Source organism: Brevibacterium sp. W7.2, assembly GCF_018137945.1.
GTDB lineage: Bacteria > Actinomycetota > Actinomycetes > Actinomycetales > Brevibacteriaceae > Brevibacterium > Brevibacterium sanguinis.
Map to the genome: position 1 here is coordinate 3,002,225 of NZ_CP073089.1, position 15,480 is coordinate 3,017,704.

Here is a 15,480-nt window from a genome sequence, read left to right on the forward strand (position 1 = left end):
CAGGCGAATGGCGCCGAGACTCCCCCGGGAGCTCGGCGCCATTCGCGTCCCACCCGGGTTCGCCTCGCGTCGCGTCCGGCAGGCACTGCCTGCGCGACTCGCCGGCAGCGCCGAGATCGTGTCGGCCAGAAGTACTCGCGCGGTCGACAAGTTGTGGGGCATTTCGACTTTTCGCCATCATTCACTGTCAGCGCGAAACCTCTGACCGGCAGAACGACGTTTCGCCAGCAGAACGACATTTGCCCACCCACGTCCCCGCGGGGACGTTTCGGTGGAGCCCACCCACCGAGGCGGCTCCGGGCCTGCGAAGCCCTCCCCCGAGACCGCGTCCTCAGAAGTCAATGTCGATGTGGGCGTCGCGGTCCCAGTCGACGGCCCAGCCGAGCTCGTCGAGGGCGAAGTCGAGGATGCCGGCGGTGAAGCCCCACACCTTGAAGACGCCGACGTCGAAGGCGGGGGTCGTCAGCGCGAGGTCGGGACGGGAGAAGCTGCCGCGGTTGGCCGGGGCGACGAGGTCTGCGATGGCGACGCGGTAGACGGAATAGGACTCGGCCTCGTCCATGACGGCGACGACGCCGGGCACCGCCCAGTAGCCGATGACGGGGGTGACCTGGAACTTGCTCACCGGGATGTAGAGCGGCTCGAGCTGGCCGAGGACGTCGACGCTGGCGGGGACGATGCCCGCCTCCTCTTCGGCTTCGCGCAGGGCTGCGGCGATGAGCGAGTCGTCCTCGGGATCGCGTCCGCCCCCGGGGAAGGCGACCTGACCGGGGTGGTGTCGCAGCGTGCTCGCGCGCTGGAGGAGCACGAGGTCGACGTCGGCGACGCCTTTGTCCTCCAGAGCCGGCAGCACGTCGCGTCCGGCGGCGGTGCGAGGCTTCCCGCCGCGACCGAAGAGCATGAGGACGGCGGCGTCGCGGACGACGGCATCGCCGCGGGCCTTCGCCCGGCGCAGCCACAGCGGCGATCCCTTAGAGGCGGCGAGGCGGGTGAGCTGGTCGCGCAGCTCGGCGTCGGCAGGGCTGTCACTGCCTGCCGCCTCGGCGCCGGTCGACCCCGATCCCGTACGGTCGGCATCGTGGAGCCCGTGGAGGAAATCGCTCATGCCAAGGGCGCCATCTCGTACCGGAACATCTCACGGGCCTTCTCGGGGTCGAGTTCGCCGATGCCGAACGACGGGCACAGGGTCATGAGCGGGCACGCTCCGCACGCGGGCCTGCGGGAGTGGCAGATGCGACGGCCGTGGAAGATCACCCGGTGCGAGAGCAGGGTGAGGTCCTTGGTCTCGAAGAGTCCGGCGATGTCCTCTTCGGCTTTGACCGGGTCCGTCTCCGTCGTCCACCCGAACCGGCGGGCGAGGCGGCCCATATGGGTGTCGACGGTGATGCCCGGGGTGTCGAAGGCGTTGCCGAGGACGACGTTCGCCGTCTTCCGTCCGACGCCGGCGAGCTCGACGAGCTCCTCCATCGTCCGCGGCACCTCACCGTCGTACTTCTCGACGAGATCGCCGGCGAGCTTGACGATGTTGCGGGCCTTCGCCCGGTAGAACCCGGTCGAATGGATGAGCTCCTCGACCTCGCCGAGGTTGGCCACCGCGAGCGCGTGCGCGTCGGGGAAGGCGGCGAAGAGCCCGGGGGTGACCGAATTGACGCGGATGTCCGTCGTCTGCGCGGAGAGCACGGTGGCGATGAGGAGCTGGAACGGGGTCGCGAAGTCGAGTTCGACCTGGGCGTTGGGGTACACCTCGGCGAGGATCCGGTTCATCTTCCGGGCACGTCGCTTCTTCCCCAGCGGGGTCTCCTTCGCGAACTTCCGCGCGCTCTTCTCTGCCACCGTCAACACGACTCACCATCCTAATCCGCGGGAATCGAAACCGCAGTTGTCCCGCTCACACATGAAGGGGACCCAAGCGAGGCAGTCTCCAGGAAACGACAACACACCCTCATATTCCTCATTCATCCGCCCACACGCGCGCATTTGGTGGTATAGGTACCCTTGACCAGGTAGATTTATGTGTGGAGACCATCACAAGGAGGACATTGTGGATACAGAAGTTGTGCGGGGCGCAACACTATTTGCCGGACTCGATGACGAATCGACGAGCGCGCTGATGAAGTTCATGAACCCGCGGAGCCTCCGCCGGGGCACCGTGCTCTTCCACGAAGGCGATGCCGGAGACGAGCTCTACATCGTGTCCACCGGAAAGCTCAAGATCGGCCGCGAGTCCTCCGACGGCCGCGAGAACCTGCTCTCCGTCGTCGGACCGGGTGAGATCATCGGCGAGCTCAGCCTCTTCGATCCGGGTCCGCGCTCCTCCACCGTCACCGCGGTCTCCCAGTCCGAGCTGCTCAGCCTCAAGCACGAGGACCTCACGACGTGGCTCAAGGATCGCCCGCAGGCGGGACTCAACCTGCTCAAGGCGCTGGCCCAGCGACTGCGCCGGACGAACGAGACGGTCGGCGACCTCGTGTTCTCCGATGTTCCCGGTCGTGTCGCCAAGGCGCTGCTCGACCTCGCCGCACGCTTCTCGAAGCCGGCTCCCGACGGTGTGCTTGTCGCGCACGACCTCACGCAGGAGGAGCTCGCCCAGCTCGTCGGTGCCTCCCGTGAGACCGTGAACAAGGCCCTCGCCGACTTCGCCGCCCGTGGCTTCATCCGCCTCGAAGCGCGTTCGGTCGTCATCCTCGACATGGAGCGCATGCGCAACCGCGCCCGCTGATCACACCCCGCAGGCCCCTAACCGGCCTCCAGAGTGAGACGAACGCCCCGACAGCAGTCGGGGCGTTCGTCGTCCGTCCGATAAGTCCAGGTCTCTCGATGAGCGTCCTCGTCGCCCGCCGGCGGTCAGGCTACCGAGGCGGTCGTCCGCTGACCTCCTACGCGTCCTCGGCAGCGAGCTCACCGAGGTAGCTGAGCTGGGCGCGCACGATCTGCTCGGCGGCCCCGCGGACGCTGGGATCGACGTCGTGGTAGACGATGTCAGTGACCTCAGCCGCCGTCGTCGCACCCTGAGCGAGAGCGGCGCGGACTTGGCCGATGCGCTCCTGCCGGTGGGTGCGGTAGTGGTCGATCACCTCGGCGGGATTGTCGATCGTCGGTCCGTGCGCCGGTTCGATCCGGGTGTACGCACCGGCATCGAGAAGCGCACGGAGGCGATCGAGGCTGTCGAGATAGTCGCCGAGGGAGCCTTCCGGGTACGTGACGATCGTCGTCCCCTCCCCGAGGATCGTGTCGCCGCTGAAGAGTACGCCGTCGTAAATGATGCTGATGCTGTCGCTCGTGTGCCCCGGGGTCGCGACGACCTCGAGGACATCGGCAGGATCGCTGCCGAACGCGATCCGCTGCCCATCGCGCACCGGCGGGGTGTGCCGGGCGAATCGGTCGAGCACCGCATAGACGGGCACCTCGGGCGCCCATTCGTCGACGGACCCGAGCATATCGGAATGATCGGCGTGCTGGTGGGTGAGGACGATCGCGGTCAGTCTCCGGTCCCCCACCTCGGCGAGGATGGCCTCCCGGTGCTCCGCCAGCTCCGGTCCCGGGTCGATGACCACCGCCGAGGTGTCATCGGCCGAGGCGATGACGTACGTATTCGTCCCGGTCAGGGTCATCGGTGAGGGATTGTTCGCGCGGATCCTCATGTGTCCTCGTTCTCCTCGTCGACCACGGCGTCGTCGTCCTCGCCGCCCAGGCTCATGAGGCTCGGGCTCTCGTCCTTCTCGTCGTCGCCGACGGCCACCTCGTTGTCGCGCAGCGTTCCCTTGCGATGGAAGTCGCGGCGGGGCTGGATGATCAGCCGCCATTCCCCGTCCTCGTCGATGATCTCCGGACGCAGCGGGTGGATGTCGCGCACCTGCGCCATGGCGGCACCGACGCTGTGGACGGGCACGAGGCTCTCGACGATGAGGCGGGTGCTCGCACTGATCCGGTTCGGATCGTCGGCCGCATCGGCGAGGATCTCCTCGGGCCGCTGCCACCGCCCCGAGCTCTCGTTCGAGGTGAGGAAGTCGACCTCCTGACCGAACGGCACCGCGGCGAGGAAGTACGTCGTGTCGAAGCGGTGGAGCTGCGTGGCGGTGTTGATCCACCGCATCCACGGTTTGAGCAGATCCGGGCGCAGCTTGAGATCGCGCTCGCGCAGCACCTGCGTCCAGCCGATCTCATTCGACAGGAGCTTGTACCGGACGGACTGCCAGTCCGTCTGCGGCGAGGCGACGAGGTCATGGTCGACGTTCTCGGCGAGCATGACGCCGGTCGCCGCGAACGCAACCCGTGCGGCCGCCGAGAACTGCTGCAGCGCCCGCGACTTGTTCTCCAGCGCCAGCGTCCGCGCACAGCGCGTCGACTTCCACCCGGTCACCGGAACATTGCGCAGGTCGGTGGGCCGCAGCTCCCCCACCGGGTAGGCGAGCCGGTTGCGGTCCTCGACCCCGCGCACGTCGAGCTGGCGGGTCACGAACGTCTCGAGCCCCTCCCGGGTGTCCCGGACGAGGATGATCGCCGAGGCGGGACGCGGAGGCTCGGGAACGGGCCGCCGCCCCTCGGTGCGCCAGAGATCGAGCAGCCAGGTCAGCTCCGAGGAGACGGGCAGATTGCGTCCGCTAAGCGGCATCGTCCTCGACCTCGACGACGACCTCGACCTCGACGGGAGTGCCGAGGGGCAGGGTGTTGACGCCGACGGCGCTGCGCGCGTGCTGGCCCTTCTCGCCGAAGATCTCACCGTAGAGCTCGGAGACGCCGTTGATGACGGCCGGCTGCTGGGTGAAGTCGTCGGTCGAGTTGACGAAGCCGGTGACCTTGACGACGCGGACGATCCTGTCGAGATCCCCGATCACCGAGGCGATGGCCGCCAGGGCGTTGAGCCCGGCGATCCTGGCCAGCTGATAGCCGGTGTCGACGTCGACCTCGGCGCCGAGGTGGCCCGTCGTCGGCAGGGAGCCGTCGACGACCGGCAGCTGACCCGAGGTGTAGACGTAGTTGCCGGTGCGCAGCGCGGGGACGTAGACGCCGGCGGGGGCGGCGACCGTGGGCAGCTCAAGGTCGAGTTCGGCGATGCGGTCGAGCACTTTCGACATGGGTGGTCTCCTTCGACGAGGTGCGGTGGGTCAGGCCTTGGGGCGCTTGAGGTAGGCGACGAGTCCGTTGTTGTCCGGTCCGGGCACGACCTGCACGAGTTCGTAGCCGTCCTCACCCCACTGGTCGAGGATCTGCTTCGTCGCGTGGACGATTAGCGGAACGGTGGCGTATTCCCACTTGGTCATGGCTCTCCTTGCCTGGTTGTCGTCGCCCGGGTCGCCCGGGCGGGATCGGGCGTCGTCGGTGCCCGGAGGACCCGCGACGACGCCGCTCCCCACACTAGCGGAGATGCGCTGGGCGTGGGGCATCGCCGACACATGCGAAGCGGGGCGAGACGACATGGTCTGTCGTCTCGCCCCGCTGGGTCTGGCTCAGTTGCCGCCGAGGCCGGGAGCTTCGTCCCCGCCGCCGTCGCCTCCGCCGCCGGTGCCGCCTCCGCCACCGCCACCGCTCTGGGAGCCGCCGCCACCGCCACCGCCACCGGTGCCGCCGCCTCCGCCTCCGCTGCCGGTGCCTCCACCGCCGCCGTTCGAGCTGCCGCCGCTGCCGGATCCACCGCCGCTGCCGCCGCCCTGGAAGTACTTCGAGCTGGGCTTGGGGAACCCGGTGTTGCCCTTCGTGTACTTCACGGCCTTGCTCATGTACGACTGCCAGGTCTTACCGGAGATCGTCGCACCGTAGATCTGGCCGCGGACCTTGCCCTTGCTGTTCTTGCGCCAGTCGCGGGTACCGCTGGGGTCACCGGTCCACACGGCCGTCGACAGGGTCTTCGTGAAGCCGAGCAGCCAGGTGTGGCCGACCTCGAAGTTCGTCGTACCGGTCTTCGCGCCGGCCGGAACGCCGATGCCGAGGCTGCTCGTCGTGCCGCCGTTGAACGTCTGCGACAGCGCGTACGCGACGCCGCGGGCGACGTCCTTGTCGAGCACCTGCTTGCAACCCTCACCGGGGACGTCCATGTTCTTGCCGTTGCGGTCGGTGATCTCGAGGATCGGCTTCGGGCCGCAGAACTCTCCGTCGTTGGCGAACGTCGCGAACGCGGCCGCCATGGCGATCGGGGTCGTCTCCGTCGTTCCGAGGATCGACGAGGGCGAGAGCGCCTGGATGAAGCCGGCGTCGTCAGCCTGGTCCAGCGGTGCGCCGCTGCCGTAGCGGATGCCGAGATCCGTCGCGGTGTTCATGATCTCGCACATGTTGAGCTGGTTGCCGATCGCGGCGTAACCGGTGTTGACCGACTTCTTGGTCGCCTCGAGCACGGACATCGAGCCGTTGCCGCCGCCGTCACCGGCGTTGTTCGGATCCCAGTCGCCGCCCATCGCGGGGCAGCCGCTGTACTTCCACGAGCTCGCCGGGAAGTTGCGCTTCGTCGCATTCACCGTCGCGTTGAGGCTCTTGCCCTCCTTGAGCCATGTCGCGAGCACGAACGGCTTCCATGTCGATCCGACTTGGAACCCACCACCGCCGTTGTGCTTCTTGTCGACTGTGTAGTTGATGCTCGTCTTGGTGTTCTTGTCCTCTTCGCTGACCTCCCCGACCGTGTACTCACGGTTCTCGGCCATGGCGATGACCTCGCCGGTGCCGGGTTCGATCGTCACCAGCGCGTGGCCGGCACCCGAGGGGTCGCCGACGGGAACGCGCTTCTTGACCTCTTTGTCCGCGATCTTCTGGATGTCGGGGTTGAGGCTAGTCGTGATCGTCAGACCGCCGCGCTGGAGGAGCGCGAGCCGGTCTTCGACGGTCTCACCGAAGGATTCGTCGTTCTTGATGACGTTGGAGACGTAGTCGCAGAAGAACTCCGCGTTGTTCTCAGCGGCGGAACAGCCGTTCGGCGTCTCCTTGAGGTTGAGGTCGAGGCCCGTCTTGACCGCCTCGTCATACTCCGCCTGCGTGATGTGGCCGTACTTGAGCATCTGTCCGAGCACGACGTTGCGACGTTCGAGCACGGCGTCGGGGAATCGCTGCGGGTTGAACGCCGCAGGGTTCTGGACGATGCCGGCGAGCATCGCCGACTGCTGGATGTTGAGGTCCTTGGCGTCGATGCCCCAGTACCGATACGCGGCCGCCTGAACGCCGTAGACGTTCGGCGAGCCCGAGTAGTTGTTGATGTTGAGGTAGCGGTTGAGGATCTCCTGCTTGCTGTACTTGTTCTCGACCGCCACGGCGAGTTTGGCCTCACGGAGCTTGCGCGCGTAGCCGGCGGTGCCCTCCGACTCCTTCGCGGCGTCGATGCCTGCCTGGTTCGACTCCGCGTTGGCGTTCTCCGCCAGCACGTTCTTCACGTACTGCTGAGTCAGCGTCGATCCGCCCTGCGTCGTCGAGGAGACCATGTTGTGCACGGCCGCGCGGGCGATGCCCTCGAGGTCGATGCCGCCGTGGTCGAAGAACCGGTAGTCCTCGACGGAGATCGTCGCGTCCTGCATCGGCTGCGAGATCTCCTCGAGGGGAACCTCGACGCGGTTCTGCCAGTAGAAGTCGGCGATCTTCGAGCCGTCGGCTGCGAGCATCGTCGACTTCTCGCCGAGGTCGCGTTCCTCGAGGGTCGCGGGAAGGGCGTTGAAGATGTCGACCGCGCTATTCGCGCTGGCGGTGGCGACACCGACTCCGGGGATGGCAAGACCGGCGGCCACGATTCCAGCCACCGCGCTCACCGCGACGAACTGGAGGAAGGCCGCCATCTTGGTCGGTTCAGCATTTGACTCAGGAGACACCATGAAACCAAGTTTAACCAACCGCAGATGAGCGCTCACTCAAAGAACGGTGAAAACCCTAGGGGCGGGGCACCAGGGTGAGCAGTGCGACTTCCGGTGGTGAGGCGAAACGCACCGGTGAGAACGGTGAGAACCCGAGGCCGGCGGAGATCTCGACGATTGCATCACGATATGGGAACACTCCGCGTGCCCGTGTCCGATCGAGGTCGCAGTTCGTCACCGGCGCGCCCCAGAACGGCACCCGGATCTGACCGCCGTGAGTGTGTCCGGCCATGATGAGGTCGGCTCCCGCCGAGGCGAACGCCTCCAGGGTGCGGGAGTAGGGGGCGTGCGTGACGCCGATCGTCAGCTCCGCCGCAGGATCGAAGTGCGGGAAGACCAGCTCGCCGGCGGCGTCGAGGCGGATCCGGTCACGATCGATATGGGCATCGCCGAGCCCCGCGAAGCCGATGCGGGTCCCCCGGATCTCCAGCACCGCCTCGGCGTTGTCGAGGAACACCCACCCGCGGTCCTCGAACCCGCGGACCAGGGACCTGACGTCGAGGTCGGGTTCGGTGCGGTGCTTGACCTCCGAGGGCGAGCGCAGGTACTTCGCGGGATTCTTCGCCTGCGGGGAGAAGAAGTCGTTGGATCCGAGGACGAAGACGCCGGGGACATCGAGCAGGCCGTCGAAGACGTCGAGGACGGTCGGCACGATGTCGGCGGAGAGGTTGTCTCCGGTGTTGACGACGAGGTCGGGCTCGAGCCTCGTCAGACCCGCCACCCACGCGGCCCGATGCCTCTGCCACGAGGTGAGGTGGAGGTCGGCGACGTGGAGGATGCGGATCGGCTCGGCACCGGCCGGCAGCAGCGGCAGGGTGTGGCGGCGGACGGTGAAGAGGTGGGGTTCGATGCCCGCTCCCCAGATGCCGGCGGCCGCGGGGACGGCGAGGGCACCGGCGACAAGTGCGCGTTTCTTCATTCGCCCCAGTCTAGGCGGTCGCCGCAGGCTCAGCCGACGTCCGAGCTCGTCCCGCCCGAGCGACCCGGCGACGGTGCAGCGCGGTGAAGCGTCGGTGGCCGATGACCCGGCAGACGAGGTAGATGAGGAAGGAGATCGTCGTGACGAACGGGCTGATCGGGACCACGGGTGAGCCGAGGGCGATGAGGATGCCGCCCACCGAGGCGGTGACCGCGAAGATGACGCTGAGCACCGGCACCCACACCGGCGACGCCGAGACCTGGGTGGCCGCGGCGGCCGGAGTGATGAGGAGGGCGAGGACGAGGAGGACCCCGACGATCTGGACGCTCAGGGCCACGGCGAGGCCGAGGGTGAGCATGAAGACGATCGTGAGCACGGAGACGGGCACCCCCTTCGCCCGCGCGACCTCGGGGTCGAGGCTGGCGAAGAGGAGCGGGCGCCAGACGAACGCGAGGACGGCGAGGACGATGAGCGCACAGACGACGAGCGTGGTGATCTGGCCCGGGGTGATCGCGACGATCTGCCCGGTGAGCAGCCCGAACTTGCTCGCCGAGCGGCCGTCGTAGAGGGCGAGGAAGAGGATCGCCAGGCCGAGCCCGAAGGGCATGAGCACGCCGATGATCGCGTTCTTCTCCGAGGCTCTGGCCCCGCCGACGCCGATGATGAGGGCCGCGAGGATCGAACCGACGATCGACCCGGTGACGACGTCGAAGCCGACGAGGAGGGCGAACGCAGCGCCGGCGAAGGAGAGCTCGGAGATCCCGTGGACGGCGAAGGGGATGTCACGGGCCATGACGAAGACGCTGATGAGGCCGCCGACGACGCCGAGGAGGCCGGCGGCGATGAGCGAGTTGGCGAGCAGGGCGACGAGTTCGCCGTAGTCCTCGAAGGAGAACAGGCTGCCGAAGATCTCGGTGACGGTCATCGGTGCGCTCCTCGGCTCGCGCCGGCACCCGTATGTGCCGAAGCACCCGTGTCCGCGGTCTCGCCGCCGGCGTGGTGGCCGGGGTGGACGTGGTGGTCGATGCACTCGTCCTCGCCGCCGACGACGATGAGGCGCCCGCCGACGCGGACGACTTCGACGGGTGAGCCGTAGAGCCGGGTGAGCGATTCGGTGGTCATCACCTCGGCGGGGGTGCCGATGAGGAAATGCCCGCCGACGATGTAGAGGACGCGGTCGACGTACGGCAGGATCGGGTTGATCTCGTGGGTGACGAAGAGGACGGCGGCGTTGCGCGTCTCACGCTGTTCGTTGATGAGACCGGCGACGACCTGCTGATGGTGCATGTCGAGGGAGAGCAGGGGTTCGTCGCACAGGAGCACCGAGGGGTTGCTCGCCAGGGCCTGCGCGACGCGCAGCCGCTGCAGCTCTCCCCCGGACAGCGTGCCCGCCGGGGCGTCGGCGTAGGCGGTCGCGCCGACGGAGGCGAGGAGTTCGTCGACGTGCTTGCGCCGCTTCCGCGACGGCCATCCCGGCCCCCAGCGGTAGCCGTCGATGCCCATCCGCACGATGTCGCGCCCGCGCATCGGGGTGTGCGGGTCGATTCCCCGCTGCTGCGGGATGTAGCCGATCGCCGGGTTGCCCGCGTGGATCGGCCGGCCGTCGATCTCCGCGCTGCCGTGGTGGAGCTGATGTTCGCCGAGGAGGACCTTGAGCAGCGTCGTCTTCCCCGTCCCATTGGGGCCGAGGACGGCGAGGAACTCCCCCGGCGCGACCTCGAGGTTGAGGTCGTGCCAGAGCACCCGGTCGCCGAAGCGCAGCTCGGCATCGTGGAGTTCGATGACCGGGGCCTGTCTGACCTCCGCACCGTCCCCGCCGGAAGGCGGCGCGCCCGGTGCGGTGGCGATGCTCTGCGGCAGGGCGGCCGTGTTCGTCTCAGCGTTCATCAGTGATCGTGTCCTTCGAGTGCCTGGGAGATCGCGTCGATGCTCTCCCCGATCCAATCGGTGTACTGAACGCCTGCGGGCATCGTCTCGGCGAGGTCGACGACGGGGACGTCCGAGGATTCGGCTGTGGCCTTGAGCTGTTCGGCCTGCGGCCCCGCCGCCTGCGTGTTGTATCCGAGGAGGACCGCCTCCCGGGAGGAGATCTGCTCCTCGGCATCCTTGAGCACGAGCGGCGGCACATCATTGCCCTCCTCGACGGCGGCGAGGAACTCCGGACTCGTGATGTTGTCAAGCCCCATGTCGTCGAAGAGCCACAGCGGGACGGGTTCGGTCGTCGCGACCTTCTCGCCCCCGTGGTCGGTCCTGATCGCGTCGATCGTCGTCTCGAGTCCGCCGAGCTGCTCCTTGTAGGCCTCGGCGTTCGCGGCGATGTCGTCCTTGCGGTCCGGCAGGGCCTCGCCGAGGTGGACGGCGACGTCGTCGACGAGCCTGACCATCGTCGGCACCGAGTACCAGAGGTGTTCGTTGAACTCGCCGTGGTCGTGACCCTCATGGCCGGCCTCGCCGTGGTCGTGGCCCTCGTGGCTGTCGCCGTCGGCATCATGACCGTCGGCTTCGGTGTGCCCGGTGTGCTCGCCGCCCGCAGACTCATCCTCGCCGTCACCGTGGGAATGGGGCGCGCTGCTGACGTCCTCGGAGCCGGGCAGTCCGGAGATCGCGACGACGTCGATGATCTCCGGTGTCGCGTCGGAGGCCTCGAGCATGGTCGTCATGAAGCTGTCGTACCCGCCGCCGTTGATGACGACGAGGTCGGCCTTGGAGAGCTTGAGCCGGTCCCTGGTCGTCGCCTCATACGAGTGGGGATCCTGGTTGGGGTCGTCGATGATCGCGGTCACGCTCGCCGCATCGCCGGCGACCTGGGAGACGATGTCGGCGTAGACGTTCGTCGAGGTGACGATCGAGAGTTCGCTCGATCCGGTGGCCGAACCGCCTCCGCACCCGGCGAGCAGCAGGCCGCAGGAGAGCAGGATCGCCCCGCTGCGGAGGGGAAGACGGGACAAGCGCATGGCGGGCCTTTCGGTTGCAGGTGAGCGTTGCTGTCGCTCACACTACTCAGCCGAAGGGCCCGCCACTAATATAAATATTTATATATAGCAACCTGTTTATGCGTCAGCTCAGGTTGCCGCCTGCGCCCGTCGGGCGCTCTGCGCTCAGGCCGCCTGGGTCGCGAGCTTCTCGGCGAGGAGCGCCGCGATCTGCACGGTGTTGAGCGCCGCACCCTTGCGCAGGTTGTCGTTGGAGACGAAGAGCACGAGCCCCTTGCCCGCGGGAGCCGACTGGTCGGCGCGGATGCGCCCGACGTAGCTCGGGTCGTTCCCGGCCGCCTTGAGCGGGGTGGGCACCTCGTCGAGGACGACACCCGGCGCGCTGCCGAGGATCTCCGTGGCGCGTTCGGGGGTGATGTCCCCGTCGAATTCCGCGTGGATGCTCAGGCTGTGCCCGGTGAACACGGGAACGCGCACGCACGTGCCGGCGACGAGGAGGTCGGGAAGGTCGAGGATCTTCCGGCTCTCGTTGCGCAGCTTCTTCTCCTCGTCGGTCTCGAGCTCACCGTCGTCGACGATGCTGCCCGCCAGCGGCAGGACGTTGAAGGCGATGGGCTCGACGTAGTTGTTCGGCTCGGGAAGGTCGACGGCGCTGCCGTCGCGGGTGAGCTTGCGGGCATCGGCGACGCCGGCTTCGAGCTGACCGGCGAGCTCCTCGACGCCGCTGAGACCCGAGCCGGACACCGCCTGGTAGGTCGCGACGATGAGGCGCTTGAGCCCCGCCTCGGCGTCGAGGGCCTTGAGCACGGGCATCGCGGCCATCGTCGTGCAGTTGGGGTTCGCGATGATCCCCTTGGGCACGGAGTCGAGGGCGCCGGGGTTGACCTCGCTGACGACGAGTGGGACCTCGGGGTCCGAGCGCCACGCCGAGGAGTTGTCGACGACGATGACCCCGGCCGCGGCGAAGCGCTCGGCCTGCGCCCGGGAGGTCGCTCCGCCGGCGGAGAACAGGGCGATGTCGAGACCGGTCGGGTCCGCCTCGGCGGCATCCTCGACGACGATCTCACGGCCCTGGAATTCGACGACCTTGCCGGCCGAGCGCGCCGAGGCGAAGAGGCGCAGGGTGTCGATCTCGAACCCGGGATCATCGGCGAGGAGGTCGAGCATGACCCCGCCCACCTGGCCGGTTGCTCCGACCACTCCGATTGAAACGCTCATCGTCCTGTCCCTCCGTAGACCACTGCTTCGTCTTCGTCACTGTCGAGTCCGTACGCCGCGTGTGCGGCGCGGACGGCGTCGTCGAGCAGGTCGGCCCTGGTGACGACGCTGATGCGGATCTCCGAGGTGGAGATCATGTCGATGTTGACCTGAGCGTCGCTGAGCGCTTCGAAGAGCGTCGCGGTCACACCCGGGTGGGAGCGCATGCCGGCGCCGACGACGGAGAGCTTGCCGATCTGGTCGTCGTAGCGGACCTGGTCGAAGCCGATCTTCGCCTTGGCGGCGTCGAGGGCCTCGATCGCCTTCGACCCGTCCGTCTTCGGCAGGGTGAAGGAGATGTCGGTCTTGCCGGGCTCCCGGGTGGAGATGTTCTGGACGATCATGTCGATGTCGATCTCCTGGCCGGCGATCGTCTTGAAGATCTCCGCCGCCTTGCCGGGGATGTCGGGCACGCCGACGATCGTGACCTTGGCCTCCGAGCGATCGTGGGCGACACCGGAGATGATTGCCTGTTCCATGGTGGACTCCGTTTCTGATTCCGCTGCCTTCGCACTGCGTGCCGGCAGAAATGCTTCGGGGACGGGCGAGTCGGTGACCCAGGTGCCCTGTTTGCGGGAGAACGACGAGCGCACGTGGACGGGCACGTCGTAGCGGCGAGCGTATTCGACGCAGCGGAGCATGAGGACCTTGGCCCCCGAGGCGGCCATCTCCATCATCTCCTCGAACCCGATCTCGTCGATCTTGCGCGCTGTCGAGACGATGCGCGGGTCGGCGGTGAAGACGCCGTCGACGTCGGTGTAGATCTCGCAGACATCGGCGCCGAGCGCGGCCGCGAGTGCGACTGCGGTCGTGTCCGAGCCGCCACGGCCGAGCGTCGTGATGTTCTTCGCCGTCTGGCTCACTCCCTGGAAGCCCGCGACGATGGCGATGTTGCCGTCGTCGAGGGCGGAGCGGATGCGGCCGGGCGTGACGTCGATGATCCGCGCCTTGCCGAACTGCTCGTCGGTGATGACGCCGGCCTGCGAACCGGTGAAGGACTGGGCCTCGAAGCCGAGGTTGGCGATCGCCATCGCGAGCACGGCCATGGAGATCCGCTCACCGGCGGTGAGCAGCATGTCGAGTTCGCGGGCCGGCGGCAGCGGGGAGACCTGCTGGGCGAGGTCGATGAGGTCGTCCGTGCTGTCCCCCATCGCCGACACCACCACGACCACCTCGTGGCCGGCCTGCCGGTATTCGACGATGCGTTGGGCCACCCGTTTGACCGACTCGGCGTCGGCAACGGAGGACCCGCCAAACTTCTGGACGACAATGCTCACTGAAAGTCTCTTCCTGTTCGCGTGTGCGGACTGCGCCGGTCGATGCTCTCGCGGTGCCGATGCCCGCGATGATGCTCGTACGTGCAGGCGGCGTCGGCGAACCGGCGTCCCCACCATTGTAGGAGGTGGCTCCCGCCGCTCGTGGGGGTGCCCGTCATGCAGACAGTCGTCTCATCTTTCGGGGTGTCGGTGTCCGCGGCGCGAGGTGGCGTCATCCCTGGCCCGGCTCGGCCGGCGGCCGGGAGGAGGGAACGACGGTGAAGATGTCGCCCGGCTGGCAGTCGAGCGCGGCGCAGAGGGCGACGAGCGTCGAGTACCGGATCGCCTTCGCGCGGTTGTTCTTGAGCACCGACAGGTTGGCGAGCGAAACGCCGACGGCATTCGACAGTTCGGTGAGCGTCATCTCCCTCTGAACGAGCAGCGCGTCGAGATGGCAGACCACGCGCCCCTCGCCGAGGTCGGCCGGCATCAGACGAGCCCCTCGAGCTCTTCCTGTGCCTTCCGCCCGGAGACGAAGCTGCGTCGGAGGAGCTCGATGACGCCGACGATGCCGACGATGACGTACGTCTGCGCAATCGACGCACTGGAGCCCACTTCGTCCGCGATGTTGAGATCTCGGGAGGCGAGATTCGTCCCAAGAGTCGTCGAAATGAAGTACGTGATGATGCCGCCCATGAGCACCCAGTTGAGAACGCCCAGAGCCCGGAGAGCCGCAGGGGTGAATGGATTGCCCGCCGAGATCGCCCTGACCACCGGAACGAGGGCGACTGCTGCGCCGAGGAGTGTGAGGACCAGCGAGAGCTTCGCGATGATGAGGAACACCATCGTCTCCGTCGCCAGATCTCCGGTTGACAGCGTGACCTGCGTGAGGCCGCTGAGATTCGCCGAATGGCCAGCGAGATCGAGTGAGGCGACGTCCGAATTCGACAGATCGAACCGTACGGTGATCTCGGATCGCACGATCCCTGCGACGAAGAGGCCGATCAGATAGACGGCGTAGATGCCGGGAGCGAAGGCGATGAGGAACACCCCTCCAGCGGGCAGCCCTTTTCGTTCGTCCGGTTCGCGTCGTCGAGCGTTCTCTTCCATCACTGCCTCCGCTCTCGTGATCACCTGGACACGTCCGGAATCCCGCTGCCGGGCAACACGTGTCACCTTATCGATCATCGATATATCGATAATCAATATGTTGCACCGTGCGCACTCGGGAGTCAAGGGATTCTGAGGAGTCATGTGGCGTCACAGCCGCCGTTGCTGACCGATCGTGGGTG

The 15,480-nt window shown here is 67.5% G+C and carries 16 protein-coding genes; 1 reads left to right on the plus strand and 15 read right to left on the minus strand.

What is annotated here, in order from left to right; translation table 11 throughout:
* Positions 1-331: 331 nt before the first annotated feature.
* Both J9315_RS13535 and nth read right to left on the minus strand, forming a co-directional pair.
* Positions 332-1,105, minus strand: coding sequence for a CoA pyrophosphatase (locus J9315_RS13535; RefSeq protein WP_249120904.1), 774 nt, complete (start codon positions 1,103-1,105; stop codon positions 332-334).
* Positions 1,102-1,842 carry an endonuclease III gene (gene nth, locus J9315_RS13540; RefSeq protein WP_211978045.1) on the minus strand — a complete coding sequence of 247 codons (741 nt, stop codon included), beginning with the start codon at positions 1,840-1,842 and terminating at the stop codon, positions 1,102-1,104. Before nth ends, J9315_RS13535 begins: the two co-directional genes overlap by 4 nt.
* Before the next feature lie 199 nt (positions 1,843-2,041).
* Here nth and J9315_RS13545 point away from each other — a divergent pair, with 199 nt between their 5' ends.
* The gene (locus tag J9315_RS13545) at positions 2,042-2,719 is read left to right on the plus strand and encodes a Crp/Fnr family transcriptional regulator (protein WP_137827074.1); all 678 of its coding nucleotides are present in this window, start codon (positions 2,042-2,044) and stop codon (positions 2,717-2,719) included.
* Between the two features lie 157 nt (positions 2,720-2,876).
* Here J9315_RS13545 and J9315_RS13550 read toward each other — a convergent pair whose 3' ends face one another.
* From J9315_RS13550 to J9315_RS13610, 13 genes are all read right to left on the minus strand, one after another.
* Complete coding sequence (locus J9315_RS13550) at positions 2,877-3,641, minus strand: MBL fold metallo-hydrolase (protein ID WP_140955491.1); 765 nt, start codon at positions 3,639-3,641, stop codon at positions 2,877-2,879.
* Complete coding sequence (locus J9315_RS13555) at positions 3,638-4,612, minus strand: hypothetical protein (RefSeq protein WP_140955490.1); 975 nt, start codon at positions 4,610-4,612, stop codon at positions 3,638-3,640. Before J9315_RS13555 ends, J9315_RS13550 begins: the two co-directional genes overlap by 4 nt.
* On the minus strand, positions 4,602-5,075 hold the full coding sequence (locus tag J9315_RS13560; RefSeq protein WP_140955489.1) for a RidA family protein: 474 nt from the start codon (positions 5,073-5,075) through the stop codon (positions 4,602-4,604). The genes J9315_RS13555 and J9315_RS13560 overlap by 11 nt, the downstream gene beginning before the upstream one ends.
* A 30-nt stretch (positions 5,076-5,105) precedes the next feature.
* Positions 5,106-5,261, minus strand: a complete 156-nt coding sequence (locus J9315_RS13565; RefSeq protein ID WP_171007136.1) for a hypothetical protein — start codon at positions 5,259-5,261, stop codon at positions 5,106-5,108.
* Positions 5,262-5,447: 186 nt separating this feature from the next.
* Positions 5,448-7,784 (minus strand): transglycosylase domain-containing protein, encoded by a 2,337-nt coding sequence (locus tag J9315_RS13570; protein WP_211978046.1) that lies wholly within the window; start codon positions 7,782-7,784, stop codon positions 5,448-5,450.
* A gap of 55 nt (positions 7,785-7,839) precedes the next feature.
* Positions 7,840-8,742: a metallophosphoesterase gene (locus J9315_RS13575; RefSeq protein ID WP_140955488.1), complete on the minus strand. Its 903-nt coding sequence runs from the start codon at positions 8,740-8,742 to the stop codon at positions 7,840-7,842.
* A 10-nt stretch (positions 8,743-8,752) separates the two neighbouring features.
* A complete protein-coding gene (locus J9315_RS13580) occupies positions 8,753-9,667 on the minus strand; it encodes a metal ABC transporter permease (protein WP_140955487.1) in 915 nt (304 codons plus the stop codon).
* The gene (locus tag J9315_RS13585; protein ID WP_249120905.1) at positions 9,664-10,629 is read right to left on the minus strand and encodes an ABC transporter ATP-binding protein; all 966 of its coding nucleotides are present in this window, start codon (positions 10,627-10,629) and stop codon (positions 9,664-9,666) included. The genes J9315_RS13580 and J9315_RS13585 overlap by 4 nt, the downstream gene beginning before the upstream one ends.
* Positions 10,629-11,696: a zinc ABC transporter substrate-binding protein gene (locus J9315_RS13590; protein WP_140955486.1), complete on the minus strand. Its 1,068-nt coding sequence runs from the start codon at positions 11,694-11,696 to the stop codon at positions 10,629-10,631. The genes J9315_RS13585 and J9315_RS13590 overlap by 1 nt, the downstream gene beginning before the upstream one ends.
* Before the next feature lie 144 nt (positions 11,697-11,840).
* The gene (locus J9315_RS13595) at positions 11,841-12,893 is read right to left on the minus strand and encodes an aspartate-semialdehyde dehydrogenase (RefSeq protein ID WP_140955485.1); all 1,053 of its coding nucleotides are present in this window, start codon (positions 12,891-12,893) and stop codon (positions 11,841-11,843) included.
* A complete protein-coding gene (locus J9315_RS13600) occupies positions 12,890-14,209 on the minus strand; it encodes an aspartate kinase (RefSeq protein ID WP_137825063.1) in 1,320 nt (439 codons plus the stop codon). The genes J9315_RS13595 and J9315_RS13600 overlap by 4 nt, the downstream gene beginning before the upstream one ends.
* A 211-nt stretch (positions 14,210-14,420) precedes the next feature.
* The gene (locus J9315_RS13605) at positions 14,421-14,678 is read right to left on the minus strand and encodes a helix-turn-helix transcriptional regulator (RefSeq protein WP_198500657.1); all 258 of its coding nucleotides are present in this window, start codon (positions 14,676-14,678) and stop codon (positions 14,421-14,423) included.
* Positions 14,678-15,298 (minus strand): hypothetical protein, encoded by a 621-nt coding sequence (locus J9315_RS13610; RefSeq protein WP_198500656.1) that lies wholly within the window; start codon positions 15,296-15,298, stop codon positions 14,678-14,680. The genes J9315_RS13605 and J9315_RS13610 overlap by 1 nt, the downstream gene beginning before the upstream one ends.
* Positions 15,299-15,480: the final 182 nt, after the last annotated feature.